This is a genomic window from Enterobacter wuhouensis (genome assembly GCF_004331265.1).
GTDB classification, from domain to species: Bacteria; Pseudomonadota; Gammaproteobacteria; order Enterobacterales; family Enterobacteriaceae; genus Enterobacter; species Enterobacter wuhouensis.
Genome location: NZ_SJOO01000007.1, coordinates 136,780 through 162,654, shown reverse-complemented (window position 1 = coordinate 162,654; position 25,875 = coordinate 136,780). Strand labels below are relative to the sequence as shown.

Below are 25,875 nucleotides of genomic sequence, written 5' to 3'. Positions count from 1 at the left end.
TTTCCCTCAGGATGCCGATAACGATTAAAAGGTCAGCATTTCTCTTGAGGGTAGAATGGATAATTTCCAGAAAGATATTGATGACAGGGCGAATCTCACCCTGTCCAACCGTTTTGAACTGTTGCTGTTCCGTCTTGGCACCTCTCTGAACGAAAACAAATCCGAGCTGTTTGGCATTAACGTGTTCAAGCTGCGCGAAATCGTGCCGATGCCGGAGTTCACCAAACCCGCCGGCATGAAGTCGCCGCTGATGGGGATGGTGAACATTCGCGACCAGGTGATCCCGGTCATTGACCTCGCTGCCGTCGCCGGGTGCAAACCGACGACCGGACTGAACATTTTGCTGATCACCGAATACGCCCGCAGCGTGCAGGCGTTTGCCGTGGAGTCCGTTGAGAACATCATGCGTCTCGACTGGAAGCAGGTTCACGCCGCCGAAACCGCCGTCAGCGGGCGCTACATCACCAGCATCGCCTGCCTCGACGAGAAGACCGATACCAACGATCTGGCGATGGTGCTGGACGTTGAGCAGATCCTGTATGACATCACCCCGGCGAACCACGACCTGCACGCCACCAACCTGAAAACCACCAAATTCAACATCAAGCCTGGCTCGGTCGCCATTGTGGCGGAAGACTCCAAAGTGGCGCGCTCGATGCTGGAGAAAGGCCTGCAGGCGATGGAAATCCCGGCCCAGCTGCACATCACCGGGAAGGACGCGTGGGAGAAAATTGGCGTGCTGGCCGCGCAGGCTCAGGCCGAGGGCGTGCCGATCACCGATAAAATCGCGCTGGTGCTGACCGACCTGGAAATGCCGGAGATGGACGGCTTTACGCTGACGCGCAAAATCAAGACCGATCCGTTCCTGAAGGATATTCCGGTAGTGATCCACTCGTCCCTGTCCGGCAACGCCAACGAGGACCATATTCGCAAGGTGAAGGCCGACGGCTACGTGGCGAAGTTTGAGCTGAACGAACTGTCGTCGGTGATTGAGGAAGTGCTGGACCGCTCGATGAAGAAGATAGACGGGCCGTTGATTAGCCGGAAGCAGCTGGCTTAGTCGGGTGGCGCTTCGCTTACCCGACCTACAAAACCCGTAGGCCCTGCAAGCGTAGCGCCGCTGGGCAATAAAAAACCCGCCGAGGCGGGTTTTTTGTTTTTACATTAATGGCATCGCTCGCTGCACGATATCAATCAGCGGCTGCGGATAGATACCGAAGATCAGCACCAGCAGCGCGGAGATGAGCACCACGATACCACCGGCGCTGTACTGCCAGTTGGTCGGCGCATCGCGGTTGAGCTGCTGAGGCGCGCTCAGGTACAGGCTCACGGCAACGCGCAGGTAGTAGTAGAGACCAATCGCGGAGCCGATAACAACACCCGCCGTCAGCCACCACAGACCCGCATTAACACCGACGGCCAGCACGTAGAACTTACCGATAAAGCCCAGCGTCATCGGGATACCGGCCAGCGAGAGCATCATTACCGTCATCACCGCGGAAAGAATCGGACGATGCCAGAACAGACCGCGGTAGGAGAACAGTGAATCTGCATCCGGGCCACGGTACGGGCTGGACATCAGGCTCACCACGCCGAACGCGCCGAGGCTGCTGAACAGGTAACCCGCCAGATACACGCCCACGGCTTCCATCGACATCTCGCCGCTTTGCAGCGCAATCAGCGCCACCAGCAGGTAGCCCAGGTGGGAGATAGACGAGTAGCCCAGCAGACGCTTGATGTTGGTCTGGCTCAGCGCCATCAGGTTACCGAAGATGATGGAGACGAACGCGATAATGCCCAGCACCACGCGGACCGCTTCACTGTCACCTACCGGCGCGTACAGGAACAGACGCATCACCACACCGAAGATAGCGATTTTGCTCGCTGTCGCCAGGAAGGTCGACACCGGTGCCGGAGCGCCCTGGTATACGTCTGGCGTCCACAGGTGGAACGGCACCAGAGAGAGCTTGAAGCCGAGACCCACGATCATCATGCCCAGACCCGCCAGCAGCAGCGGCTCGTGCAGCATGCCGTCGCCGAGGCTCTTGCCGATGGCCAGGAAGGAGAGATTCCCCGTCTGTGCGTACAGCAGCGCGATACCGAACAGCAGGAACGACGACGCGGCAGCGGACAAGATGGTGTACTTGATCGCCGCTTCCAGAGAGCGCTTCTGGCGGAAGGCGTAACCAATCAGGCCGAACAGCGGCAGTGAGATAAGCTCAATACCGAGGAACAGCGCGGCCAGGTGGTTCGCGTTCGCCAGCAGAATGCCGCCCAGTGCGGCAATCAGTACCAGCAGGTAAAACTCTTCTTTATTGTCGTTGTAGCCTTCAAGCCACGGGTACGCGAAGGTGCAGGTTGCCAGGCTCGCCAGCAGCACCAGACCGGTGTACAGCATGGCGTAACCGTCAACGCGCATCAGCGGCGTGACGTCCATCGCACCCGCCTGGCCAACAAACCAGAGGGAGACTAACGCAGCGTTCAGACCCAAAACGGACAGGGTCGCATTCAGGAAGTGATTGCGTCGCCACGCAATGGAGAGCATCACAACCACCACCGTCAATCCGACGATCAGCAGCGGTAGCAGCGCGATCAGTTGTTGTGGAGTTATTGTCATGGCGAATTACGGCCTTGTAGTAGAAGCAGAATTAACAAACCACTGCTGGATGTTACCCATCGCGGAATGCGAGGTATCCAGAATCGGCTGCGGATAGAAGCCCAGCAGCACCAGCAGTACGACCAGCAGCAGGATGATGAACAGCTCGCGCAGCGACATCCCCGGCAGTTCTTTTGCAACAATTTCGCTCTTCGCTTTACCGAAGTAGGCGCGATGCAGCATCGCCAGCGAGTAAACGGAAGCAAACACCAGGCCAAAGGTGGAGATGACGGTAATCATCGGAACCACCTTGAAGCTGCCGAACAGAATCATAAATTCGCCGACGAAGTTACCGGTGCCCGGCATCCCCAGCGTCGCCACCGCGAAGAACATGGAGAGCGCAGGCAGCCATTTCATTTTGCCCCACAGGCCGCCCATCATACGCATGTCGCGGGTGTGCAGACGTTCGTACAGCTGACCGCACAGAATGAACAGACCGGCTGCGGAGAGACCGTGCGCAATCATCTGAATGACCGCGCCCTGGTACGCCAGCTGGCTGCCGGTGTAGATGGCAATCAGCACGAAGCCCATGTGGGAAACGGAGGTGTAGGCAATCAGACGCTTGATGTCGTACTGCGTGAAGGCCATCCACGCGCCGTAGAAGATACCGATCACGCCGAGCCACATGGCGATTGGCGCGAACTCTGCGGAGGCGTTCGGGAACAGCGGCAGTGCGAAACGCAGCAGACCGTAGGCCGCGGTTTTCAGCAAAATGCCCGCCAGGTCAACGGAACCCGCCGTTGGCGCCTGAGAGTGCGCGTCTGGCAGCCAGCCGTGCAGCGGAACCACCGGCATTTTCACCGCGAAGGCGATGAAGAAGCCCAGCATCAGCAGGTATTCCACGCCGTGAGACATCGGGGTCTTCAGCAGCTCTTCGTAGTTGAAGGTCCAGACGCCGGTCGCGTTGTAGTGCACGAACACCAGCGCCAGGATGGCAATCAGCATGACCAGACCGCTCGCCTGGGTGTAGATGAAGAACTTGGTTGCCGCCGTGATGCGCGTTTTACCGTCGGACGCCTTGTGGCCCCACAGCGCGATCAGGAAGTACATCGGCACCAGCATCATCTCCCAGAAGAAGAAGAACAGGAACATGTCGATGGCAAGGAACACGCCGATCACGCCGCCCAGGATCCACATCAGGTTCAGGTGGAAGAAGCCCTGGTATTTTTCGATTTCTCGCCAGGAGCAGAGTACCGCCAGAACGCCGAGCAGGCCGGTCAGCACCACCATCAGCAGCGACAGGCCGTCGATTGCCAGGTGGATCGTAATGCCGAAACGTGGGATCCACGGCAGGATAAACTCAGACTGCCACTGCGGAATACCCGCAGACTGGGTCAGTGAGTAACCGCCCTGCAACCACAGTTGCAGGCCAAGCGCGAGCGTCAATCCCATGGTGATCAGCGCGATCCAGCGCGGCATCTTCACGCCAAAGCGTTCAGTCTGCCAGCACAGGAAGCCGCCGATGAAGGGAATTAATATTAGCCAGGGTAGTAACATGGCGATTTACATTCCTTTTTAAGGCCCCCAGCAGGGGCCTGATTTTCAACGAATTCGAATAAAATTCACTTAACGATCAACGCAATACCATCAGCAGCGCCAGCACGACAACCGCACCGATGCTCATGGACGCCACATACCAGCGCAGGTAACCGTTCTCGCTGTAAAGCAGGCCTTTACCTGCAAAGCGGGACAGGATCGCCGGGATGTTCATCAGGCTGTTCAGCGGATCGCGCTTCAGCAGCCACGCGATGCCCAGGAACGGCTTAACGAAGATCATGTCGTACAGCCAGTCGAAGCCCCACGCGTTGTACCACCAGGTGCCCAGCAGACGGCCTGGCGCACTGTTGGCAACGGCAGTCACCAGCGTACGTTTACCCAGCCACAGCCATGCAGCGATGAGGATGCCCGCGATAGCGACCACGCCGGAGGTGATTTCAAGCGTCAGAACGCGACCGTGCTCAAGCTCGGTTGTTGCCGGGAGTACGCCCTGCAGCGGTGGCACAATCATGGCGCCAACGAAGGTGGAGAGTACCAGCAGCACAATCAGGGGCAGGTGGTGGGTAATCCCCTTCCCTGCGTGAGCGTGAATTTGTTCTTTACCGTGGAATACGATGAAAATCATACGGAAGGTATACAGGGAGGTCATGAACGCACCGACCAGACCCGCTACCATCAGATTGATATGACCATTCGCCATGGCACCCGCAAGGATTTCGTCCTTACTGAAGAAGCCTGCTGTAATCAGCGGCAGCGCCGACAGCGCCGCGCCGCCCACCAGGAAGCAGACATACACCAGCGGGATGGACTTACGCAGTCCGCCCATCTTGAAGATGTTCTGCTCGTGGTGGCAGGCCAGGATCACGGAACCGGACGAGAGGAACAGCAGCGCTTTAAAGAACGCGTGCGTCATCAGGTGGAAAATCGCCGCGTCCCATGCCTGGACGCCGAGCGCCAGGAACATGTAGCCAATCTGGCTCATGGTGGAGTACGCGAGAACGCGCTTGATGTCGGTCTGCACCAGCGCGGCAAAGCCTGCCAGCACCAGCGTGACCGCACCGACGATACCCACCAGATGCAGAATTTCCGGGGTCATCAGGAACAGGCCATGGGTACGCGCTATCAGGTAGACACCTGCGGTCACCATGGTCGCGGCGTGGATCAGGGCGGAGACCGGGGTTGGACCCGCCATCGCATCTGCCAGCCACGTCTGCAGCGGCAGCTGCGCGGATTTACCCACGGCACCACCCAGCAGCATCAGCGTTGCCCACCACAGCATGTTGTTGCCTGCTTCGAAGTGCGCCGGTGCCAGTTCCACCATTTCGCGGAAGTTCAGCGTGCCCAGTTCGTTGTAAAGAATGAACAGCGCGAAAGCGAGGAACACGTCACCCACGCGGGTCACGACGAACGCCTTCATGGCCGCTGCGCCATTCTTCGGATCGGTGTAGTAGAAGCCGATCAGCAGGTATGAACACAGACCCACGCCTTCCCAGCCCAGGTACATCAGCAGCAGGTTATCGGCCAACACCAGAACAACCATGCTGGCGATAAACAGGTTGGTGTAGGCGAAGAAGCGGGAGTAACCCTCTTCACCGCGCATATACCAGGAGGCGAACATGTGGATCAGGAAGCCCACGCCGGTGACCACAGAGAGCATGGTCAGAGACAGACCATCCAGCACCAGGTTGAAACCGATGTTGAAATCACCGACCGACATCCAGGTCCACAGCGGCACGCTGAAAGGCTGACGTCCGCTATTTAAGAAGTCGATACCCGCATACGCCGTGACCAGCGCAGCCAGACCGATGGAGCCGATGCCCACGGTCGCAGACAGATTCTCAGACCAGCGGCCGCGAGAAAACGCCAGCAGCACGAAGCCAATTAGCGGAAAAATAATGGTTAAGGCAAGCATGTTCATCCACGCAACTCACTTACTGAATCGATGTTCAGGTTCTGGCGGCGACGATGGAGCTGCAGCAACAGCGCCAGGCCAATACTCGCTTCGGCAGCCGCAAGGCTGATGGCGAGAATGTACATCACCTGACCGTCGGCCTGGCCCCAGTAGCTCCCGGCGACCACGAAGGCCAGCGCGGAGGCGTTAATCATGATTTCCAGACCGATCAGCATAAACAGCAGATTGCGGCGGATAACCAGACCGGTTAAGCCCAGAACGAACAAAATCGCAGCGAGGATCAGTCCATGTGTTAAGCGGATCATGCGCGCTCCTCCGTTTTTCTCTTCGCGCGGTCATCGGTGCGGTTGCTCAGCACCTCACCAATGCGCTCTTCACGACCGACGTGGAAGGCAACAACCAGGCCCGCCAGCAGCAGCATTGACGCCAGTTCAACCGCCAGTACGTACGGGCCAAACAGGGCGATGCCCACAGCCTTAGCGCTGATTGGCGTGCCGTCGATGCCCTGATCGTTCACGCCCAAGATGGCGTAAACAATCACCACCAGCATGATGGCCGACAAAATTGCCGGACCAATCCACACCTGCGGTTTAAGCCACTGACGTTCCTGCTCAATTTCAGAGCCGCCCAGGTTCAGCATCATCACCACGAACACGAACAGCACCATAATGGCCCCGGCGTAGACGATGATTTCCAGCGCACCGGCAAAGTGCGCGCCCAGCGCAAAGAACACCCCGGAAATGGCCAGCAGCGAAATGATTAAGTACAGCAGCGCATGCACCGGATTGGTGTGCGTGATCACTCGCAGCGTAGCCAGGATGGCGATAAGGCCACAGATATAAAAAGCGAATTCCATTGCCCTCTCCTTACGGTAACAGGCTCTTGACGTCGATAGGCTTAGCTTCGTTCTCTGCTTCGCCCTTATCTTTGCCGTCGATTGCCATACCCGCCATCCGGTAGAAGTTATATTCCGGGTATTTGCCCGGACCGGAAATCAGCAGATCCTCTTTCTCGTACACCAGGTCCTGACGTTTGTACTCACCCAGCTCGAAGTCTGGAGTCAGCTGAATCGCCGTGGTTGGGCACGCTTCTTCACACAGACCGCAGAAGATGCAGCGTGAGAAGTTGATGCGGAAGAACTCAGGATACCAGCGGCCGTCTACCGTCTCTGCTTTCTGCAGAGAGATACAGCCTACCGGACACGCTACCGCACACAGGTTACAGGCAACGCAGCGCTCGGAGCCGTCCGGATCGCGCGTCAGCACTATACGGCCGCGGTAGCGCGGCGGCAGATATACCGGCTCTTCCGGGTACATCTGGGTTTCGCGTTTGGCAAACGCGTGCAGGCCGATCATCCAGATACTGCGTACCTGGGTGCCGAAACCTACCAATAATTCTTTTAAGGTCATGATCTCAAAGCCCCTTATGGCTGCTGCCAGAGAATGACAGCCGCCGTTACCAACAAGTTGACGAGCGTCAGCGGCAGGCACACTTTCCAGCCGAAGGACATTACCTGGTCATAACGCGGACGCGGTAAGGACGCACGAATCAAAATGAACATCATCATGAAGAACGCGGTTTTCAGCGCGAACCAGATGAACGGCGGTAAGAACGGGCCATGCCAGCCACCAAAGAACAGCGTTACCATCAACGCGGAAATGGTGACGATACCGATGTACTCGCCCACGAAGAACAGGCCGAACTTCATGCCGGAATATTCAATGTGGTAACCGTCGGCCAGTTCCTGTTCGGCTTCTGGCTGGTCAAACGGGTGACGGTGACACACCGCCACGCCCGCGATAGCAAAGGTAACAAAACCAAAGAACTGCGGGATAACGTTCCAGATGTCGGCCTGGTTGTTGACGATGTCGGTCATGTTAAATGAACCGGCCTGCGCCACCACGCCCATCAGGGATAGCCCCAGGAACACTTCGTAGCTCAGCGTCTGCGCGGAAGCACGCATCGCACCCAGCAGCGAGTATTTGTTGTTACTGGACCAGCCTGCAAACAGGACCGCGTAAACCGCGAGGCCTGCCATCATCAGGAAGAACAGAATGCCGATGTTCAGGTCAGCCACAACCCAGGTCGGGCTGACCGGAACAATCGCAAACGCCAGCAGCAGCGAGGTGAAGGCGATCATCGGTGCCAGAGTAAAGATCACGCGGTCCGAGAAGCGCGGGATCCAGTCCTCTTTAAAGAACATCTTGATCATGTCCGCGACCAGCTGGAGTGAACCACCCCAGCCCACGCGGTTCGGTCCGTAACGGTTCTGGAACAGACCGAGCAGACGACGTTCACCAAAGCTCATGAACGCGCCGCAGGTGACCACCACCAGCAGGATAACGACTGCTTTCAGAATGCTCAGCAGGATGTCGATAAGATCCGGCGTTAACCAACTCATGCTTTTGCCTCCTGCAGGTTATCAAGACGCGCACCCGCCAGTACCGGCGCGATGCCAGGCATACCCATTGGCAGACCAACCTGCCCCGCCGTCAGACCTTCGGAGATAATCAGCGGCAGGCTGATTGTCTGGCCGTCATAGCTGAAGGCAATGTTCGCACCCGCGTTAACGCCAAGCTTCGCGGCGTCCGCCGGATTGAGCTTGATGTACGGCTGCGGCATGCGGGTCTGGAAGACCGGAGAACGTTGGGACATTTCGTCGCTACCGAACAGATGGTAGTACGGCGCGATACGCCAGTTACCGTCCTGCGCCTCGAAGCTCGCCGGAACGGTGGTGAAGAAGTCCAGACCGGTTTCGGAGGCTTCAATCAGGCGCACGCCCGGATCGCCGTGGCGCAGGGAGCCGCCCACTTCAGCCTGGAACTTGTTCCATGCCTGCGGGGAGTTCCAGCCTGGTGCCCATGCGAACGGAACCTGAGAGCGCGGCGCAGACGGCTGGTTGTTCCCTTCCATGGAGAAGGCGAACATGGTGTCTTTGTCCTGCGGCTGACGCGGTTCGTGCACGCTGATGTTGGCGCGCATGGCGGTACGACCGCTGTAGCGGTGCGGCTCACGCGCCAGTTTCTGGCCGCGAATGCGGAAGCTTGCGTCAGGTGCCGCATCTTTGATGCCGGCCAGCTGAGGCAGTTTTTCCACCACCGCGTCGATAACGTGGTCGAGCTGCGTCCAGTCCACTTCACGGCTCTGCACGGTGCTGTGCAGGGAGTGCAGCCAGCGCCAGCTTTCCAGCATCACGGTGTTGCTGTCGTAGTAGGCCGGGTCGTAAACCTGGAAGAAGCGCTGCGCGCGGCCTTCGTTGTTGATCACCGTACCGTCGCTTTCTGCGAAGCTTGCCGCAGAGAGCACCAGGTGCGCTTTGTCCATGATCGCGGTGCGTTGATGGTCGATAACCATCACCAGCGGCGCTTTGGAGAGCGCGGCATCAACGCGTGCCGCAGAAGCGTGGCGATGCAGGTCGTTTTCCAGCACCACAACGGCGTCGGCAGAACCGGATTCCAGTTCGCTTAACGCTTCTTCCAGCGAGCCGCCGCCGATCATGCCCAAACCGATGCTGTTCACCGCACGGGCAATCATGGTCACACCGACGTCCGCACCGCGGCCTTTCAGGGCTTTGGCAACGTTGGCGGCCGCCTGGATAATCTCGGCGCTGCCGGCGTTGGTACCGGAAATAATCAGCGGTTTCTTCGCACCCGCCAGGGCCTGAACAATCACGTCGACCTTGTTCTGCAGGTCGCGATCCAGCTCAACGGCCGGGGAGCTGTTGTCCAGCGCGTGGGCAATCGCAAAGCCAAGACGCGCCTGATCTTCAACCGGCGCGCAGTAGGTCCACGCGGCGATGTCGTCCAGACGGGTGTTGTCGACGTTGGTCACAAACAGAGGATGCTTGGCGCGCTGGCCGATGTTGAGGATCGCCGCAATCTGCCAGTCGGCCACTTTCTGCGCCGCTGCCATTTCACGTGCTTTACCCTTCACCGCCTGGCGAACCGCCAGAGCCGCGCGTGCGCCGGTCTGCGTCAGGTCTTCACCCAGCACCAGGACCGCATCGTAAGATTCAATTTCGCGCAGCGCAGGGGTGTGGACACCGCCTTCACGCAGCACTTTCAGTACCAGCTGCAGACGTTCCTGCTCGCCCTGAGCGATGCCGGTATAGAAGTTTTCCGCCCCAACCAGCTCGCGCAGCGCGAAGTTGCTTTCGATGCTGGCGCGCGGAGAGCCGATACCGATCGCTTTCTTCGACTGGCGCAGAATATCCGCCGCGCCCTGCATCGCCTGCTCGGCGTTCAGGGTAATGAAGTCGTCGCCACGGCGCTGAACCGGCTGACGCGGACGGTCTTTCAGGTTCACATAGCCATAGCCGAAACGACCGCGATCGCAGAGGAAGTAGTGGTTAACGGTACCGTTGTAACGGTTTTCGATACGGCGCAGTTCGCCGTAACGCTCACCCGGGCTGGTGTTACAGCCGAGGGAACACTGCTGGCAGATGCTTGGCGCAAACTGCATATCCCATTTACGGTTGTAGCGCTCGGAGTGGGTTTTATCCGTGAATACGCCGGTCGGGCAGATTTCTACCAGGTTACCGGAGAATTCGCTCTCAAGCGTACCGTCTTCCGGACGACCGAAGTAGACGTTATCGTGCGCGCCATAGACGCCCAGATCCTGACCGTCCGCGTAGTCTTTGTAGTAACGCACGCAGCGGTAGCAGGCGATGCAGCGGTTCATTTCGTGAGAGATGAACGGCCCCAGGTCCTGGTTACGGTGGGTACGCTTGGTAAAGCGATAGCGACGGAAGCTGTGACCGGTCATGACGGTCATATCCTGAAGGTGGCAGTTACCGCCCTCTTCACAAACCGGACAGTCGTGCGGGTGGTTGGTCATCAACCATTCCACCACGCTTTCGCGGAACTGTTTGGCTTCTTCGTCATCAATCGAAATAAAGGTGCCTTCGGTGGCTGGCGTCATACAGGACATTACCAGGCGACCACGCGTGTCTTCCGCGTTTTGATATTGCTTCACCGCACACTGGCGGCAAGCACCGACGCTGCCCAGCGCCGGATGCCAGCAAAAGTACGGAATATCGAGGCCAAGAGACAGACAAGCTTCTAGCAGGTTGTCCGCCCCGTTGACTTCGTATTCTTTGCCGTCTACATGAATCGTAGCCATTAGCATGCTTCCAGTTGGCTCGAATTGCTTCGAGCGTTAATCAAAATTCTTTTTATCACCCTCAGCCCGTTTTTCTCCCTCTCCCTTGAGGGAGAGGGCCGGGGTGAGGGGGAGCTACCAGCGCGCTTTCAGCAGGTTCGGCTGAATACCATTGATTGAATGGGTATTGCTGAACGGCTGCTTGATGCCTGCTTCGAATTCGTCGCGGAAATATTTAATCGCGCTCTGCAGCGGCTCGACGGCACCCGGCGCGTGTGCGCAGAAGGTTTTACCCGGCCCTAAGAATCGACACAGTTGCTCAAGCGTCTCGATATCACCAGGCTGGCCTTCGCCACGTTCGATTGCGCGCAGGATCTTCACGCTCCACGGCAGACCGTCACGGCACGGCGTACACCAGCCGCAGGACTCGCGGGCGAAGAACTCTTCCAGGTTACGCACCAGCGAGACCATGCCGATCTCGTGGTCGACGGCCATCGCCAGCGCCGTACCCAGACGGCTGCCTGCTTTACCAATGCTTTCGAATTCCATCGGCAGGTCAAGGTGGGCTTCGGTCAGGAAGTCAGTCCCTGCCCCACCCGGCTGCCAGGCTTTGAATTTCAGGCCATCGCGCATGCCGCCCGCGTAGTCTTCAAGAATTTCACGTGCGGTGGTACCGAACGGCAGTTCCCAGACGCCAGGGTTTTTAACGCGACCGGAGAAGCCCATCAGCTTGGTACCGGCATCTTTGCTTGAGGAGATGCCCTGATACCACTCCACGCCGTTCGCGAGGATAGCCGGAACGTTACACAGGGTTTCGACGTTGTTTACGCAGGTCGGTTTACCCCATACGCCGGAGCTTGCCGGGAACGGTGGCTTGGAGCGCGGGTTTGCACGGCGGCCTTCCAGGGAGTTAATCAGCGCGGTTTCTTCGCCGCAGATGTAACGCCCTGCACCGGTGTGCACGAACAGTTCGAAGTCAAACCCGGTGCCGAGGATGTTTTTGCCCAGCAGTCCCGCTTCGGTGGCTTCGGCAATCGCGCGACGCAGGTTTTCCGCCGCTTCGATGTACTCGCCGCGCAGGAAGATGTAGCCACGGTAGGCTTTCAGCGCAAACGCGGAGATCAGCATGCCTTCCACCAGCAGGTGCGGCAGCTGCTCCATCAGCAGGCGGTCTTTATAGGTGCCCGGCTCCATTTCATCGGCGTTACACAGCAGGTAACGGATGTTCATGGATTCATCTTTCGGCATCAGGCTCCACTTCAGACCGGTGGAGAAGCCCGCGCCGCCGCGCCCTTTCAGGCCAGCGTCTTTCACCGCGTTAACGATCTCATCCGGCGCCATGCCGCCAAGGGCTTTACGCGCACCGGCATAGCCGTTTTTGCTTTCGTATTCTTCAAGCCATACCGGCTGTTTATCATCGCGCAGACGCCAGGTCAGCGGATGCGTCTCAGCAGTACGAATTACCGTTTTCATTTGTACTGCTCCAGCAGGTCAGGAATCGCTTCCGGCGTTAGATGGCTGTGAGTGTCCTCATCAATCATCATGGTCGGCCCCTTGTCGCAGTTACCCAGGCAGCAGGTTGGCAGCAGGGTAAAGCGTCCATCGAACGTGGTCTGGCCCGGCTTGATATTGAGCTTCTTCTCAATCGCAGCCTGAATGCCCTGATAACCGGTGATGTGGCAGACAACGCTGTCACAGTAGCGGATCACATGGCGGCCCACCGGCTGACGGAAGATCTGGCTGTAGAACGTGGCTACGCCTTCTACGTCACTTGCCGGAATACCCAGCACTTTTGCGATCTCGTAGATCGCCCCGTCCGGCACCCAGCCACGCTGTTTCTGAACGATTTTCAGCGCTTCAATGGACGCCGCACGCGGGTCTTCGTAGTGGTGCATCTCGTGCTCAATAGCGGCACGTTCTGCTTCACTCAGCTCAAAAGCCTCGGTCTGTGGTTGTTGATTCTCGTGCATAATTAGCGGTCCACATCTGACATAACAAAATCGATACTACCCAGATACACAATCAGGTCGGAGACCAGACTGCCGCGAATGGCGGCCGGGATCTGCTGCAGGTGCGCGAAGCTTGGCGTACGCACGCGGGTACGGTAGCTCATGGTGCTGCCGTCGCTGGTCAGGTAGTAACTGTTGATACCCTTGGTCGCTTCCACCATCTGGAAGGATTCTTGCGCCGGCATGACCGGACCCCAGGAAACCTGCAGGAAGTGGGTGATCAGGGTTTCGATATGTTGCAGCGTGCGCTCTTTCGGCGGCGGCGTCGTCAGCGGGTGATCCGCCTTGAACGGGCCTTCCGGCATGTTGTTGAGGCACTGCTCAAGGATGCGCAGACTCTGGCGCAGCTCTTCCACTTTCAGCATCACGCGGGTGTAGCAGTCGGAAACGCCGCCGCCAACCGGGACTTCAAAGTCGAAGTTCTCGTAGCCAGAGTAAGGACGGGCTTTACGCACGTCGAAATCAATACCGGTTGCACGCAGGCCAGCGCCCGTTGTGCCCCACTCCAGCGCTTCTTTCGCGCCGTAGGCCGCAACGCCCTGTGAACGGCCTTTCAGGATGGTGTTACGCAGCGCGGCTTTCTCGTAAGACGCCAGACGTTTCGGCATCCAGTCGAGGAATTCACGCAGCAGGCGGTCCCAGCCGCGCGGCAGATCGTGTGCCACGCCGCCGATACGGAACCAGGCCGGGTGCATACGGAAACCGGTAATCGCTTCCACCAGATCGTAGATTTTCTGACGGTCGGTAAAGGCAAAGAAGACCGGGGTCATCGCGCCGACGTCCTGAATGAACGTGGAGATGTACAGCAGGTGGCTGTTGATACGGAACAGCTCTGACAGCATGACGCGAATCACGTTAACGCGATCCGGCGTGGTGATACCCGCCAGTTTCTCAACGGCCAGCACGTATGGCATTTCGTTTACGCAGCCGCCGAGGTACTCGATACGGTCGGTATACGGAATGTAGCTGTGCCAGGACTGACGCTCGCCCATCTTCTCAGCACCACGGTGGTGGTAGCCGATGTCAGGCACGCAGTCGACAATCTCTTCGCCGTCAAGCTGAAGAATAATACGGAATGCACCGTGCGCAGACGGGTGGTTCGGACCGAGGTTGAGGAACATGAAGTCCTCGTTTTCGGTACCGCGCTTCATGCCCCAGTCTTCCGGCTTGAAGGTCAGCGCTTCCATCTCCAGATCCTGCTTGGCTTTGGTCAGCTCAAACGGATCGAATTCGGTTGCACGTGCCGGGTAGTCTTTACGCAGCGGGTGGCCGGTCCAGGTCTGCGGCATCATGATGCGCGTCAGGTGCGGGTGGCCGTCGAAGGTCATGCCGAACATTTCCCAGGTTTCACGCTCGTACCAGTTCGCGTTCGGGAAAATTTTGGTGATCGTCGGCAGATGCATGTCGTTTTCAGACAATGCCACCTTGAGCATGATATCCGTGTTGCGGTCTATTGAGATCAGGTGGTAGAAAACGGAAAAATCCGCAGCAGGGAGACCCTGGCGGTGCGTACGCAGACGTTCGTCCATGCCGTGTAAGTCAAACAGCATGACGTAAGGTTTCGGCAATTTCTTGAGGAAATCGACCACTTCCAGCAATTGTTCACGCTTCACCCAAACAACGGGTACCCCGGTACGGGTGGCCTGAACAGTAAAGGCATCCGGCCCAAAACGGTTGCGCAGTTCGCCAACGACTGGGTCATCCAGATGATCCCGTGTCTGCCAGGCGGCTTCTTGCGCGGTTAAGTCGGTCATATTGTTCACCATTGCAAATGGTCCGTGGTGACTGTTAAGCCTGGCTTCGCGCTATTTGAGTAGTGATATGCGAAGGTAGTCTCCAGGCCCACAGGCGCAAATTAAATTTCGTCAGGCGTACGCAGGTTGGTGACGGCAATACGTTCACCGCGTTTACGCTCGCGCTCAGACTGCATGTTCGCGCGATACACACCCTGATCGCCAACAACCCATGAAAGCGGGCGGCGTTCTTTACCGATAGACTCCTGCAGCAGCATCAGCGCCTGCATGTAGGCTTCCGGGCGCGGCGGGCAGCCTGGGATGTAGACATCCACCGGGATGAACTTATCAACGCCCTGCACGACAGAGTAAATGTCGTACATACCGCCAGAGTTTGCACATGCGCCCATGGAGATAACCCACTTTGGCTCCAGCATCTGGTCATAAAGACGCTGAATGACCGGCGCCATCTTGGTAAAGCACGTACCGGCCACCACCATCAGGTCAGCCTGACGTGGGGAAGCACGGAGTACTTCTGCCCCAAAACGCGCAACGTCATGCACCGCAGTGAATGACGTCACCATTTCAACGTAGCAGCAAGAAAGGCCAAAGTTGTACGGCCAGATGGAGTTCTTACGACCCCAGTTGACCATGTCGTGCATGGCATGTTCGAGCTTGCCCATGTACACGCTTTTGTTGACTTCTTGCTCCAGGGGGTCGGTTACGATCTCCTGTTTTTGCAGGGGGTAACGGTCATTCTCACCGTTAGGATCTATGCGGGTGAGCGTATAATCCATCTTATTGCCTCGCTGTTACTGCTGACGATTAGAGATACTGTTTTCCGGGTTGATCTGTTCGCGACGTGAACGCGCAGGCGTCCAGTCCAGCGCGCCAATACGCACCAAATAAACCAGGCCGGCCAGTAACACTAAAATGAAAATTGCGGCCTCGACAAAGCCCACCCAACCACTTTCGCGAATGGACGTTGACCATGCGAAAAGGTAGAGCGCTTCCACGTCAAAGATGACGAAGAACATGGCTACCAGGTAGAACTTGGCAGACAGGCGTAAGCGAGCGGTACCTACGGAATCGATACCTGATTCGAAAGGTGTGTTTTTGTGCCTTGCGCGGGCGCGACCGCCCAGGAACCAGCCGCCGACTAACATCAGGCAGCACAGGCCAATGGCTACAATAAGAAAGATTGCGAATGCCCAGTGATGAGCGATGACTTCTGTGGATGTTGACATACTCATTGCTTACTCATCAAAAGTGATACCGACAACACTGCTCTTGCTGGCAGATAGGCATCACATCGATTCATGGGGAGGAACAAATAACCTTACACTAACTGTCAGAAATGAGACATAGACAGCAAAATGATGGGGTTTTTTACTCCTTTCTATAACCTTTTGTCAACTTTAACAAAGGTTTCTTCACATTAAATGACATCGAGCGATTCTCATTAACATTTCATGCCCTTTAACCCTGGTGGGTACATGACTTTACGTCAAATGCATGTTGTTGAATCGTGTCCGTTTTGGAAGTAAAAAAAATAACCCTCCTATTTTGACAGGATTTGCGAACGATTCCTCCCCCCAAATAGGAGTATTTTCTTGATCTGAGACACGCTTTTGTTAATTCAATCAAAAAAACAGCAACATATTTCCTGTTTTTTTAACATGCAAGGGATGTGATGGAAGTTGGAACAGAAAGTGAGCATTTTTCATGCAAATACATTTACTGCATTGATAAATATGACTAATTTAAAAAATCCGCGCTTATCTCAGGGTTATTTTTGTCAAAAAAAAACCACTTCACGCGAAATTCGCGCGAGTGGCTCTTTTTTACACTTACATTTTGTTACCAGAATTTTGAGTGATTGATCACTCAAAGTCCCCTTCCACAATGAGGGAGTTGTCCCCCCCTTCAGGAGTAACATGCTCGTACTGCCATGGATTATGGTAGTTTTCCATCGCGTCAAAGACCAGCTTCGCCAGTTCATTGCCGCTCGACGAGTTATGGCACAGCAGGTATTCCGTATCGGGTAGAGCAGGAAGACCATCGCTTTTACCCAGCACGCGCAAATCGGGGCTCATCATCTCCACCGGACGCGCCGTAACGCCAAGGCCAGCCTTAACGGCAGCACGTACCGCAGGTAGCGTAGAGGCAACATAGGCCAGACGCCACGGAATGCTGGCTTCGTTCAGCGCCGAGAGCACCATATCGCGGAACGGGCTCGGCTCATCAAGCAGAACCAACGGTATAGGCTCCCCTTTTTGCAAAACATATTCCGCGGCGCAATACCAATGCGTCGGAGAGGTTCGCAGCGTCAGGCAATCAAATTGCCCCGGGCGATGCGTCGTGACCACGAGGTCAACTTCGTTCTCTTTCAGCATCTCAATCATAAAAGCATTACGCTTGACGCTCACATCCAGCGCAAGCTTCGGATAAACCGAACTAATTCGATTAAGAAGGAACGGTAATATCGTATCCGCAGACTCATCAGACGCCCCTAAGGTTAACACCCCCTGAAGGTTGCTAAACATTAAAGACATACATGCTTCATCATTAAAGCGAAGTATTTTCCTGGCATAACCCAGTAGCTGAATACCATGTTCAGTTAAAAGCTTATTACGCCCATGACGGGCAAAAAGCTCTTTACCGACCAGCTGCTCCAGCCTCTGCATTTGTTGGCTAACGGCAGACTGGGTTCGGCAAACTGCGGCAGCAGCAGCTGCAAAAGTGTTGAGATCGGCGACCGCAACAAACGTTCTCAGCAGATCGAGGTCGAGATTCATTATCGGACGATTTGCATTTATCATATCAATTCACTTTCAGGTTGCTCGTGCGGAGCTGCCCGGGTTGAAGCTGTGTGTAACAGTTAAGCAATTCCCTCTGAAGGTTTCCCTCGCGTCCCGGCCCGGCAGACTGCCTGACAGATAGTTATTGTGCTGCCTTATATCAACAGTCAGAAATCACGTTTCATGACGTTATTTTTATTCTCTAAAAGGTTCAGAATATTTAGATGTTTGCAGGTTTATGTAAATTCCATTAAAGGTCGATACGTTTTCTGCCATCTTTATCGCAGCGCTGTCAACGTAGCTGGATGTGTTTCACACCGTCCGGCCAGAGATAACTATAACAATAACAATCGATTAATTCAGAGATGCAGGTTCAGAAATACGAAAAAAACGTTTCTTAGCGCTGCTTCCCTGAAAGACATCTTAACCCAAATCCACTTTATTTATAAGTCTTAATGCACTATTCAGGATTTAAGGCCGTCGCCAGCCAGAAAAACTAATTTTATTAAAATTAACGAAAGTTGCATTTTCATCGTTAATAATAAATAAAGTTTAATTTAGATTAAGGTCATTCATTAATAACACTTAACATTAATTTCACATGAGTAACTTTTAGCCTGAACGTCCTATTAGATCAAGCTGTAATGGAGTGTTCAGGTTTTACGAAATGTCACTCAGGTAAACTGATGGTGGCTTTCCGCCTGACGCTTTATTTTCCACAACACAAAATAGAGATATAACGCAAACATATGGAATATTAACCCATAACACATGTTAAAAGCGTGATTTTTGCATGTTAAAAAGGCGACCAGCCAGTAATATAGATTACAAAGCTTTTGACCGATTGCACGAAATCTTCTTCTGTATACCCTTCAAAACCAGACGAGGGGGGAGTACATTGTTCCATGCTGACTTCCACGGCAGGGAGTGGCAATAATAGCGAAAAGGTTAAAGGTTCATGTCCCCTATCGAAAAATCCAGCAAATTAGATAACGTCTGTTATGACATTCGCGGCCCGGTACTGAAAGAGGCCAAGCGCCTTGAAGAAGAGGGCAACAAGGTTCTGAAGCTCAACATTGGTAACCCCGCGCCGTTTGGTTTTGAAGCGCCGGATGAAATCCTGGTTGATGTGATCCGCAACCTGCCCACTGCACAAGGCTACTGCGATTCAAAAGGACTCTACTCCGCACGTAAAGCCATCATGCAGCACTATCAGGCACGCGGCATGCGTGATGTTACCGTTGAGGATATTTATATCGGCAACGGCGTCTCCGAACTGATCGTGCAGGCCATGCAGGCGCTGCTGAACAGCGGTGACGAAATGCTGGTCCCCGCGCCGGACTACCCGCTGTGGACGGCGGCAGTGTCCCTTTCCAGCGGGAAAGCCGTGCACTATCTGTGCGACGAATCCTCTGACTGGTTCCCGGACCTGGATGATATCCGCGCCAAAATCACGCCGCGCACGCGCGGGATCGTGATCATCAACCCGAACAATCCGACGGGCGCGGTGTATTCAAAAGAGCTGCTGATGGAGATCGTAGAGCTCGCCCGCCAGCACAATCTGATCATCTTCGCGGACGAAATTTACGACAAGATCCTGTACGACGCGGCGCAGCACCACTCAATCGCCGCGCTGGCGCCGGACCTGCTGACCGTTACCTTCAACGGCCTGTCTAAAACCTACCGCGTGGCGGGATTCCGCCAGGGCTGGATGGTGCTGAACGGCCCGAAAAAGCACGCAAAAGGCTATATTGAAGGCCTGGAAATGCTGGCGTCAATGCGTCTTTGTGCCAACGTGCCGGCGCAGCACGCGATACAGACCGCGCTGGGCGGCTATCAGAGCATCAGCGAGTTCATCGTCCCCGGGGGCCGCCTGTACGAACAGCGCAACCGCGCGTGGGAGCTGATCAACGATATCCCGGGCGTCTCCTGCGTGAAGCCGAACGGCGCGCTATATATGTTCCCGAAAATTGACGCGAAGCGCTTTAACATTCACGACGACCAGAAGATGGTGCTCGATTTCCTGCTGCAGGAAAAAGTGCTGCTGGTTCAGGGTACGGCGTTTAACTGGCCGTGGCCGGATCACGTGCGTATTGTGACCCTGCCGCGCGAAGACGATCTCGAAATGGCCATCAGCCGCTTCGGGCGCTTCCTCTCTGGCTACCATCAGTAACGTTCACTTTCAGCCGGGTGGCGCTGCGCTTGCCCGGCCTACAAAATCCGCAAATTTGCATCTTGCCTCCCCTCCCCGCACAATGAACGCCTGTCGCAGTAAAGACAAAAGGTAACCTATGAGTCAGAGTCATTTCTTTGCCCACCTCTCCCGCCTAAAGCTCATCAACCGCTGGCCGCTGATGCGCAACGTGCGCACCGAAAATGTGTCCGAGCACAGCCTTCAGGTCGCCATGGTCGCTCACGCCCTGGCCGCCATTAAAAACCGCAAATTCAACGGTCAGGTGAACGCTGAACGCATTGCGCTGCTGGCGATGTATCACGATGCGTCAGAAGTGTTGACCGGGGATCTGCCTACGCCGGTGAAATATTTCAATTCGCAGATTGCGCAGGAATATAAGGCCATCGAGAAAATTGCCCAGCAAAAGCTGATCGAAATGGTGCCGGAGGAGCTGCGCGATATCTTTGAGCCGTTGATCGACGAGCATCAGTACACTGAAGATGAGAAGCTGCTGGTGAAGCAGGCCGACGCGCTCTGCGCCTACCTGAAGTGTCTGGAAGAGCTGTCTGCGGGGAACAACGAGTTTTTACTGGCGAAAACGCGTCTGGAAAAAACGCTGGAATCGCGCCGCAGCGAAGAGATGGATTACTTTATGCAGGTGTTTGTGCCGAGCTTCCATCTGTCGCTGGATGAGATTAGCCAGGATTCACCGTTGTAATTTTTAGCCGGGTGGCGGCTTCGCCTTACCCGGCCTACGTTTCTGCGCTCACGCTAAAACGGGAATAAAACCGGTATCAACACCACGCACACCACCATCACCAGCACGGTGAACGGCACGCCAATCTTAACGAAGTCGCTGAATTTATAGTTCCCCGGCCCCAGCACCAGCGTATTCACCGGTGAAGAGACCGGCGTCATAAATGCCGCAGAGGCCGCCATGGCGACCATCATCGCAAAAGGATACGGCGACACGCCCATCGATTTCGCCATCGCCAGCGCAATCGGCGCCATCAGCACCGCCGTCGCGGTATTAGAGATAAACAGCCCGATCGAGGCGCACATGACAAACAGACAGACCATCATCATATACGGGCCATAGCCACCGCCGACGTCCATCAGCCCTTTCACGATCAGATCCACCCCGCCGGTTTTCTGCAGCGCCAGGGCAAAGGGCATCATCCCGACGATAAGGATAATGCTTGGCCAGTGAATGGCTTTATACGCGCTTTCGGCGTCAATACAGCGGAATTTCCCCATCAGCAGGCAGGCGATAATTGCCGCAATCGGGTTGGGGATTTCATCGGTGAGCATCAGCGCCACCATTAGCACCAGGCAAAAAATGGCGTGCGGCGCCTGGCTGTGCGCAGGTGACGCGTCGCTCTCTTCGACGGGCATATTCAGCACCACGAAATCACGGCCTTTCTGGCCAAGCTGGCTGATGAGCTTCCAGTTTCCCACAACGAGGAAGATATCGCCCAGCAGGATCGGCTCATCCACCACAGCTCCTTCCATCGCCACGCCGTCGCGCTTCAGCCCCACGACGTTCAGGCCATAGCGGGTACGGAACCCCATTTCCCGAACGGTTTTACCCAGCAGTTCTGATTCCGGTATGAGCGATACTTCTGCCATGCCCACGTCTAACGCCTGATCGGAGAAATATTCGCCGCGAAGCACCATCGGCTCCAGCAGCTGTTCCGTGCAAAACTCGCGAAGGTCTACCTCTGCGGTGGACATATCAATCAGCAGCACGTCACGCGCCCGAAACTCGGACACGCCGTTTACGTTCACGATCACCCGCCGAAAGCGCCGCCAGCGCTCCACGCCAATCACGTTTGCACCGTAACGTTCGCGCAGCTTGAGATCGTCCAGCCGCTGGCCAATCATCGGTGAACCGGGGCGGATGGCGAGACGGCGCGCGCGACCGGTAAGGCGGTACTCTTTAATCAGATCCCGGAAGGTGCGTCTTTTCCAGCCGTCTTTGCTTTTATCCTGATTCTCGCCCTTCAGCGCAAAGCGGGTCAGCAGCATATAGACTACGCCCATCACCAGAATCACCAGCCCCAGCGGGGTCACGCTAAAAAAGCTAAACCCTTCCAGACCTTCGCGGATCAGTTCACTGTTGACGACGAGGTTTGGCGGCGTGGCCACCAGCGTCATCATCCCGCTGATCAGCCCGGCAAAGCTCAGGGGCATCATCAGGCGCGACGGCGAAATCTGCATTCGCATGGAGACGCTCAGCACCACCGGAATAAAGATCGCGACGACCCCCGTCGAGCTCATAAACGCCCCCAGCCCGGCAACCGTCACCATCAGGTAGATCAGCATTTTGGTTTCGCTGCTGCCCGCCACCTTCACCAGCCACGATCCCATTATGGTCGCCACGCCGGTGCGCACCAGGCCATCGCCAATGATAAACAGGGCGGCGATCAGAATAACGTTGGGATCGCTGAAACCGGAGAACGCCTCCGGCAGCGTGAGCGTGCCGCTCAGCACAAACGCGACAATGACAAACAAGGCGACGGCATCCATGCGCACCTTGCCGGTAGCAAAGAGAATGATGGCGATTAACAGCAGGCTCAGGACCCAAATCAGTTCACCGTTCACAACGTATCCTTGTCAGTGGAAGAGACGGAATTTTGCCATAAAAAAGCCCCAGCAATGTGGGGCTAAATCATGGGATTACATTTTTAGCGAGACGGTTACATCTCCGTCGGGTGCCTTCGAGACGTTAATCGCGGTCAGCGTGGTCAGTACAAAATCGGCCTCGTCCAGCCGGGGAGAATCCGCCGGCACGTTCACAGCGATGACGTGGCTGCCGGCGTTCAGCCCGGCCAGCACGCCCGCAGCGGCATCTTCCACCACCACGCAGTCCGCGGGTGCAAGCCCCAGCAGCTCGGCGCCGAGCAGAAACGCATCCGGCTCTGGCTTGCCGCGCTTCACGCGCTCTGCCGTAATGAACACCTCAGGCTTCGGTAAACCGGCTGCCTTATGGCGGGCATGGGCGACGGGAATCGAGCCGGAGGTAACGATCGCCCACGGGATCTGCGCTTCGTTCAGGTGCTCAAGCAGTTCGCGCGCGCCGGGTAGCGCGGTGATGCCGTCGGTATCGGTGGCTTCAATCTGCTCAAGGTATTTGAACTCCGCCTGAATCTCCTCCTCAGAACGCCCCGCTAAGAAGTGCCGCAATGAGGTAATGGCCTGTTTGCCATGGATGAAATTCAGTACGTCCTGATGGTCGATGCCGTGCCTGTCGGCCCAATGGCACCACGAACGCTCCACAACCGGCAGCGAATCCACCAGCGTACCGTCCAGATCAAACAGAAAACCTTTACACTGCACACGCACCTCCGTCAGGCATTAATGATTTGTTGAATTTCGTTGCTGCTTAAATGGTACTGGCGCGGGCAGGCGTGCCATACGCCCAGCATGCGCTGATATTTTTCCCACATAGGGGTCTGCGCGTTGAAGCCGTGGGTACCCGCATCAAAGTGGGTATAGCGCCCTTCGGTGTTCACCATAAAGCGCACATAGCTCAGATAGCGCGCTTCCGTCGCCGCATCAAAGCCTAAGAATGTTACGCGGCGCTCGTCAATAGACTGCCGATCTTTAAGATTGGTCCAGGACACATGCAGCGCGTGGTACATCTCCATGATGTCGATAACGATGCGACAGGTTTCTTCCTTCAGCTCGCCAAATTCGCGATCCAGTTCGCGCATCTGCAGGCCGAACCCGCGTTCGACGATGGTCTGCAGGCGGCTGTAGCGCGCAGCGTTATCGGGATCAAGCATGGTCATCATCTTGTACTGGTTAGACAAAATCAGACGTTGAGCGTGGGTCATTTCCATCTTTCGACTCCTGTAGCGCATTGCACTTTAAAAAAAAGACACGGTAACTGTTTGTTACTGTGCCTTCTTTTATTAGTCGTTTCGATGATCAATCACAAGTCATCAAGGAATGTTTTATCAAGTTGCTTAAAAGCGCGCTTGAGCGTGTCGGCCAGCGCCTGGTAATCCGGCTTGCCTTCAACCGGGGCCAGCGCCTGTCCGGCTTCCTCAAGTTTCCCGCGAACTTCATAAAACCAGTGTAAAATTGTAGGCGGTAATGGCGTAATTGAACGCTTACCCAGCCACCACAGCCCCTGCATCGGCAGGCTCAGCGCAAAGAGCGCCGTGGCGACGGCCGGACCAAGCTGCCCACCAAGGGCAATTTGCCAGCACAGCGTAAAAATAGCGACAGGTGGCATAAAGCGAATCGCATAGCGCGTGGCGCGAATGACGCGATTCTCAATAAACATCGGCGCAAGGCGCTTTTCCATCGGCCACGTCTTTGCGTAGTGCTGCCCCCGGCGAAACAGACTGAAAAAGTTCACGGATGGGATTTCGGGTGTCGACATGGCTGTACCTCAACTTCACATATAAAAATTAAAATTTTTGTGCAAAACCACAACAGGCTATGACAACGTTCAAAATATTTTGTCATCGCTACCCCGTATCGGGTATCCTGTGCCAGCCTGATTGGGCTGTAGACGAGAATCGTTAACTCGTCAAATTATTACCTATTATGCCATTGTCTGAAAAATGTTCAAAATGGCATAAAATCATAAGTATTCCTTTCATCATGCCACAATGTTCGTTTGGCATGATGTTAATCATAAATGTCTGGGTCAGCATGCGTTACGCTTTTAGACTCACTGACGTTTTTTTAGCCACGTATCAATAATAGGTACTTCCATGTCGAGTAAGTTAGTACTGGTTCTGAACTGCGGTAGCTCCTCACTGAAATTCGCCATCATCGATGCGCTCAACGGTGACGAGTACCTCTCTGGTTTGGCCGAATGTTTCCATCTGCCTGAAGCACGTATCAAGTGGAAAATGGACGGCAGCAAACAAGAAGCGGCTTTAGGTGCAGGCGCCGCTCACAGTGAAGCGCTGAACTTTATCGTTAACACTATTCTGGCACAAAAACCAGAACTGTCTGCTCAGCTGACCGCGATTGGTCACCGCATCGTCCACGGCGGCGAAAAATACACCAGCTCCGTCATCATTGACGAATCTGTGATTCAGGGCATCAAAGACTCTGCATCCTTCGCACCGCTGCATAACCCGGCTCACCTGATCGGTATCGCTGAAGCACTGAAATCCTTCCCGAATCTGAAAGACAAAAACGTGGCCGTGTTCGACACCGCGTTCCATCAGACCATGCCGGAAGAGTCTTACCTGTATGCCCTGCCGTACAGCCTGTATAAAGAGCACGGCGTACGTCGCTACGGCGCGCACGGCACCAGCCACTTCTATGTGACTCAGGAAGCCGCAAAAGTTCTGAACAAGCCGGTTGAAGAAGTGAACATCATCACCTGCCATCTGGGCAACGGTGGTTCTGTTTCTGCGATCCGCAACGGTAAATGTGTTGATACTTCTATGGGTCTGACCCCGCTGGAAGGTCTGGTGATGGGTACGCGTTCCGGTGACATCGACCCCGCGATCATCTTCCACCTGCACGACACCCTGGGCATGAGCGTTGACGACATCAACAAAATGCTGACCAAAGAGTCTGGCCTGCTGGGTCTGACCGAAGTCACCAGCGACTGCCGTTACGTTGAAGACAACTACGCAGAAAAAGCTGACGCTAAACGTGCAATGGACGTTTACTGCCACCGTCTGGCGAAGTACATCGGTTCTTACACTGCACTGATGGAAGGTCGTCTGGACGCGGTTATCTTCACCGGTGGTATCGGTGAGAACGCGGCAATGGTTCGTGAACTGTCCCTGGGCAAACTGGGCGTTCTGGGCTTCGAAGTTGATCACGAGCGTAACCTGGCTGCCCGCTTCGGCAAGTCTGGCTTCATCAACAAAGAAGGTACCCGCCCTGCTATCGTTATTCCAACTAACGAAGAGCTGGTCATCGCGCAAGACGCGAGCCGTCTGACTGCCTGATTCCACACCGCCAGCTTAGCTGGCGGTGCTATTTTGTAACCCGCTGAATTCGGCGGTAACG

22 protein-coding genes are annotated in these 25,875 nt (G+C 55.8%); 4 read left to right on the top strand and 18 right to left on the bottom strand.

Annotation, left to right across the window (positions count from 1 at the left end; translation table 11 throughout):
• The first annotated feature begins 55 nt into the window (after positions 1 to 55).
• Positions 56 to 1,060, top strand: a complete 1,005-nt coding sequence (locus E0L20_RS16460) for a chemotaxis protein (RefSeq protein ID WP_131634887.1) — start codon at positions 56 to 58, stop codon at positions 1,058 to 1,060.
• A 99-nt stretch (positions 1,061 to 1,159) separates the two neighbouring features.
• Here E0L20_RS16460 and nuoN read toward each other — a convergent pair whose 3' ends face one another.
• The 14 genes from nuoN to lrhA all read right to left on the bottom strand — a co-directional run bounded on the left by nuoN (position 1,160) and on the right by lrhA (position 17,729).
• Positions 1,160 to 2,617, bottom strand: a complete 1,458-nt coding sequence (nuoN, locus tag E0L20_RS16455; protein WP_131634886.1) for an NADH-quinone oxidoreductase subunit NuoN — start codon at positions 2,615 to 2,617, stop codon at positions 1,160 to 1,162.
• 6 nt (positions 2,618 to 2,623) lie between these two features.
• Positions 2,624 to 4,153 (bottom strand): NADH-quinone oxidoreductase subunit M, encoded by a 1,530-nt coding sequence (gene nuoM / locus E0L20_RS16450; RefSeq protein ID WP_131634885.1) that lies wholly within the window; start codon positions 4,151 to 4,153, stop codon positions 2,624 to 2,626.
• Positions 4,154 to 4,229: 76 nt separating this feature from the next.
• Complete coding sequence (nuoL, locus tag E0L20_RS16445; protein ID WP_119937085.1) at positions 4,230 to 6,071, bottom strand: NADH-quinone oxidoreductase subunit L; 1,842 nt, start codon at positions 6,069 to 6,071, stop codon at positions 4,230 to 4,232.
• A complete protein-coding gene (nuoK, locus tag E0L20_RS16440) occupies positions 6,068 to 6,370 on the bottom strand; it encodes an NADH-quinone oxidoreductase subunit NuoK (protein WP_131634884.1) in 303 nt (100 codons plus the stop codon). The genes nuoL and nuoK overlap by 4 nt, the downstream gene beginning before the upstream one ends.
• Positions 6,367 to 6,921 (bottom strand): NADH-quinone oxidoreductase subunit J, encoded by a 555-nt coding sequence (gene nuoJ, locus E0L20_RS16435; RefSeq protein WP_131634883.1) that lies wholly within the window; start codon positions 6,919 to 6,921, stop codon positions 6,367 to 6,369. The genes nuoK and nuoJ overlap by 4 nt, the downstream gene beginning before the upstream one ends.
• 10 nt (positions 6,922 to 6,931) lie before the next feature.
• A complete protein-coding gene (gene nuoI, locus E0L20_RS16430; protein WP_010433353.1) occupies positions 6,932 to 7,474 on the bottom strand; it encodes an NADH-quinone oxidoreductase subunit NuoI in 543 nt (180 codons plus the stop codon).
• 14 nt (positions 7,475 to 7,488) lie between these two features.
• Positions 7,489 to 8,466, bottom strand: a complete 978-nt coding sequence (nuoH, locus tag E0L20_RS16425) for an NADH-quinone oxidoreductase subunit NuoH (RefSeq protein WP_006176509.1) — start codon at positions 8,464 to 8,466, stop codon at positions 7,489 to 7,491.
• A complete protein-coding gene (gene nuoG / locus E0L20_RS16420; RefSeq protein WP_131634882.1) occupies positions 8,463 to 11,186 on the bottom strand; it encodes an NADH-quinone oxidoreductase subunit NuoG in 2,724 nt (907 codons plus the stop codon). The genes nuoH and nuoG overlap by 4 nt, the downstream gene beginning before the upstream one ends.
• Positions 11,187 to 11,300: 114 nt before the next feature.
• Entirely contained in the window at positions 11,301 to 12,638 is a 1,338-nt protein-coding gene (gene nuoF, locus E0L20_RS16415; protein WP_014071106.1) for an NADH-quinone oxidoreductase subunit NuoF, read from the bottom strand.
• Positions 12,635 to 13,135: an NADH-quinone oxidoreductase subunit NuoE gene (gene nuoE / locus E0L20_RS16410; RefSeq protein WP_006176513.1), complete on the bottom strand. Its 501-nt coding sequence runs from the start codon at positions 13,133 to 13,135 to the stop codon at positions 12,635 to 12,637. The genes nuoF and nuoE overlap by 4 nt, the downstream gene beginning before the upstream one ends.
• 2 nt (positions 13,136 to 13,137) lie before the next feature.
• On the bottom strand, positions 13,138 to 14,940 hold the full coding sequence (gene nuoC, locus E0L20_RS16405; RefSeq protein WP_131634881.1) for an NADH-quinone oxidoreductase subunit C/D: 1,803 nt from the start codon (positions 14,938 to 14,940) through the stop codon (positions 13,138 to 13,140).
• A gap of 89 nt (positions 14,941 to 15,029) precedes the next feature.
• On the bottom strand, positions 15,030 to 15,704 hold the full coding sequence (nuoB, locus tag E0L20_RS16400; protein WP_003861482.1) for an NADH-quinone oxidoreductase subunit NuoB: 675 nt from the start codon (positions 15,702 to 15,704) through the stop codon (positions 15,030 to 15,032).
• 15 nt (positions 15,705 to 15,719) lie between these two features.
• A complete protein-coding gene (gene nuoA / locus E0L20_RS16395; protein WP_010433335.1) occupies positions 15,720 to 16,160 on the bottom strand; it encodes an NADH-quinone oxidoreductase subunit NuoA in 441 nt (146 codons plus the stop codon).
• Positions 16,161 to 16,790: 630 nt separating this feature from the next.
• Entirely contained in the window at positions 16,791 to 17,729 is a 939-nt protein-coding gene (lrhA, locus tag E0L20_RS16390; protein ID WP_131634880.1) for a transcriptional regulator LrhA, read from the bottom strand.
• A gap of 937 nt (positions 17,730 to 18,666) precedes the next feature.
• Here lrhA and alaA point away from each other — a divergent pair.
• Together alaA and yfbR are read left to right on the top strand one after the other, a co-directional pair.
• Positions 18,667 to 19,881, top strand: coding sequence for an alanine transaminase AlaA (gene alaA / locus E0L20_RS16385; RefSeq protein WP_008500204.1), 1,215 nt, complete (start codon positions 18,667 to 18,669; stop codon positions 19,879 to 19,881).
• Between the two features lie 118 nt (positions 19,882 to 19,999).
• Positions 20,000 to 20,599, top strand: a complete 600-nt coding sequence (gene yfbR / locus E0L20_RS16380) for a 5'-deoxynucleotidase (RefSeq protein ID WP_131634879.1) — start codon at positions 20,000 to 20,002, stop codon at positions 20,597 to 20,599.
• A gap of 53 nt (positions 20,600 to 20,652) precedes the next feature.
• Here yfbR and E0L20_RS16375 read toward each other — a convergent pair whose 3' ends face one another.
• The 4 genes from E0L20_RS16375 to yfbV all read right to left on the bottom strand — a co-directional run bounded on the left by E0L20_RS16375 (position 20,653) and on the right by yfbV (position 24,274).
• The gene (locus E0L20_RS16375) at positions 20,653 to 22,485 is read right to left on the bottom strand and encodes an SLC13 family permease (RefSeq protein ID WP_131634878.1); all 1,833 of its coding nucleotides are present in this window, start codon (positions 22,483 to 22,485) and stop codon (positions 20,653 to 20,655) included.
• 75 nt (positions 22,486 to 22,560) lie between these two features.
• Positions 22,561 to 23,220 (bottom strand): sugar phosphatase, encoded by a 660-nt coding sequence (locus tag E0L20_RS16370; protein WP_131634877.1) that lies wholly within the window; start codon positions 23,218 to 23,220, stop codon positions 22,561 to 22,563.
• Positions 23,221 to 23,231: 11 nt separating this feature from the next.
• Complete coding sequence (locus E0L20_RS16365; protein WP_131634876.1) at positions 23,232 to 23,726, bottom strand: YfbU family protein; 495 nt, start codon at positions 23,724 to 23,726, stop codon at positions 23,232 to 23,234.
• A 92-nt stretch (positions 23,727 to 23,818) separates the two neighbouring features.
• Positions 23,819 to 24,274, bottom strand: coding sequence for a terminus macrodomain insulation protein YfbV (gene yfbV, locus E0L20_RS16360; RefSeq protein WP_119937097.1), 456 nt, complete (start codon positions 24,272 to 24,274; stop codon positions 23,819 to 23,821).
• A gap of 337 nt (positions 24,275 to 24,611) precedes the next feature.
• On the opposite strand from yfbV, the gene ackA reads away from it, so the two are divergent.
• On the top strand, positions 24,612 to 25,814 hold the full coding sequence (gene ackA / locus E0L20_RS16355) for an acetate kinase (RefSeq protein ID WP_131634875.1): 1,203 nt from the start codon (positions 24,612 to 24,614) through the stop codon (positions 25,812 to 25,814).
• Positions 25,815 to 25,875 lie beyond the last annotated feature (61 nt).

Coding starts and splice junctions, on each gene's coding strand:
- E0L20_RS16460 (WP_131634887.1), top strand. CDS start 56: ATGGATAATTTCCAGAAAGATATTGATGACAGGGCGAATCTCACCCTG.
- nuoN (WP_131634886.1), bottom strand. CDS start 2,617: ATGACAATAACTCCACAACAACTGATCGCGCTGCTACCGCTGCTGATC.
- nuoM (WP_131634885.1), bottom strand. CDS start 4,153: ATGTTACTACCCTGGCTAATATTAATTCCCTTCATCGGCGGCTTCCTG.
- nuoL (WP_119937085.1), bottom strand. CDS start 6,071: ATGAACATGCTTGCCTTAACCATTATTTTTCCGCTAATTGGCTTCGTG.
- nuoK (WP_131634884.1), bottom strand. CDS start 6,370: ATGATCCGCTTAACACATGGACTGATCCTCGCTGCGATTTTGTTCGTT.
- nuoJ (WP_131634883.1), bottom strand. CDS start 6,921: ATGGAATTCGCTTTTTATATCTGTGGCCTTATCGCCATCCTGGCTACG.
- nuoI (WP_010433353.1), bottom strand. CDS start 7,474: ATGACCTTAAAAGAATTATTGGTAGGTTTCGGCACCCAGGTACGCAGT.
- nuoH (WP_006176509.1), bottom strand. CDS start 8,466: ATGAGTTGGTTAACGCCGGATCTTATCGACATCCTGCTGAGCATTCTG.
- nuoG (WP_131634882.1), bottom strand. CDS start 11,186: ATGGCTACGATTCATGTAGACGGCAAAGAATACGAAGTCAACGGGGCG.
- nuoF (WP_014071106.1), bottom strand. CDS start 12,638: ATGAAAACGGTAATTCGTACTGCTGAGACGCATCCGCTGACCTGGCGT.
- nuoE (WP_006176513.1), bottom strand. CDS start 13,135: ATGCACGAGAATCAACAACCACAGACCGAGGCTTTTGAGCTGAGTGAA.
- nuoC (WP_131634881.1), bottom strand. CDS start 14,940: ATGGTGAACAATATGACCGACTTAACCGCGCAAGAAGCCGCCTGGCAG.
- nuoB (WP_003861482.1), bottom strand. CDS start 15,704: ATGGATTATACGCTCACCCGCATAGATCCTAACGGTGAGAATGACCGT.
- nuoA (WP_010433335.1), bottom strand. CDS start 16,160: ATGAGTATGTCAACATCCACAGAAGTCATCGCTCATCACTGGGCATTC.
- lrhA (WP_131634880.1), bottom strand. CDS start 17,729: ATGATAAATGCAAATCGTCCGATAATGAATCTCGACCTCGATCTGCTG.
- alaA (WP_008500204.1), top strand. CDS start 18,667: ATGTCCCCTATCGAAAAATCCAGCAAATTAGATAACGTCTGTTATGAC.
- yfbR (WP_131634879.1), top strand. CDS start 20,000: ATGAGTCAGAGTCATTTCTTTGCCCACCTCTCCCGCCTAAAGCTCATC.
- E0L20_RS16365 (WP_131634876.1), bottom strand. CDS start 23,726: ATGGAAATGACCCACGCTCAACGTCTGATTTTGTCTAACCAGTACAAG.
- yfbV (WP_119937097.1), bottom strand. CDS start 24,274: ATGTCGACACCCGAAATCCCATCCGTGAACTTTTTCAGTCTGTTTCGC.
- ackA (WP_131634875.1), top strand. CDS start 24,612: ATGTCGAGTAAGTTAGTACTGGTTCTGAACTGCGGTAGCTCCTCACTG.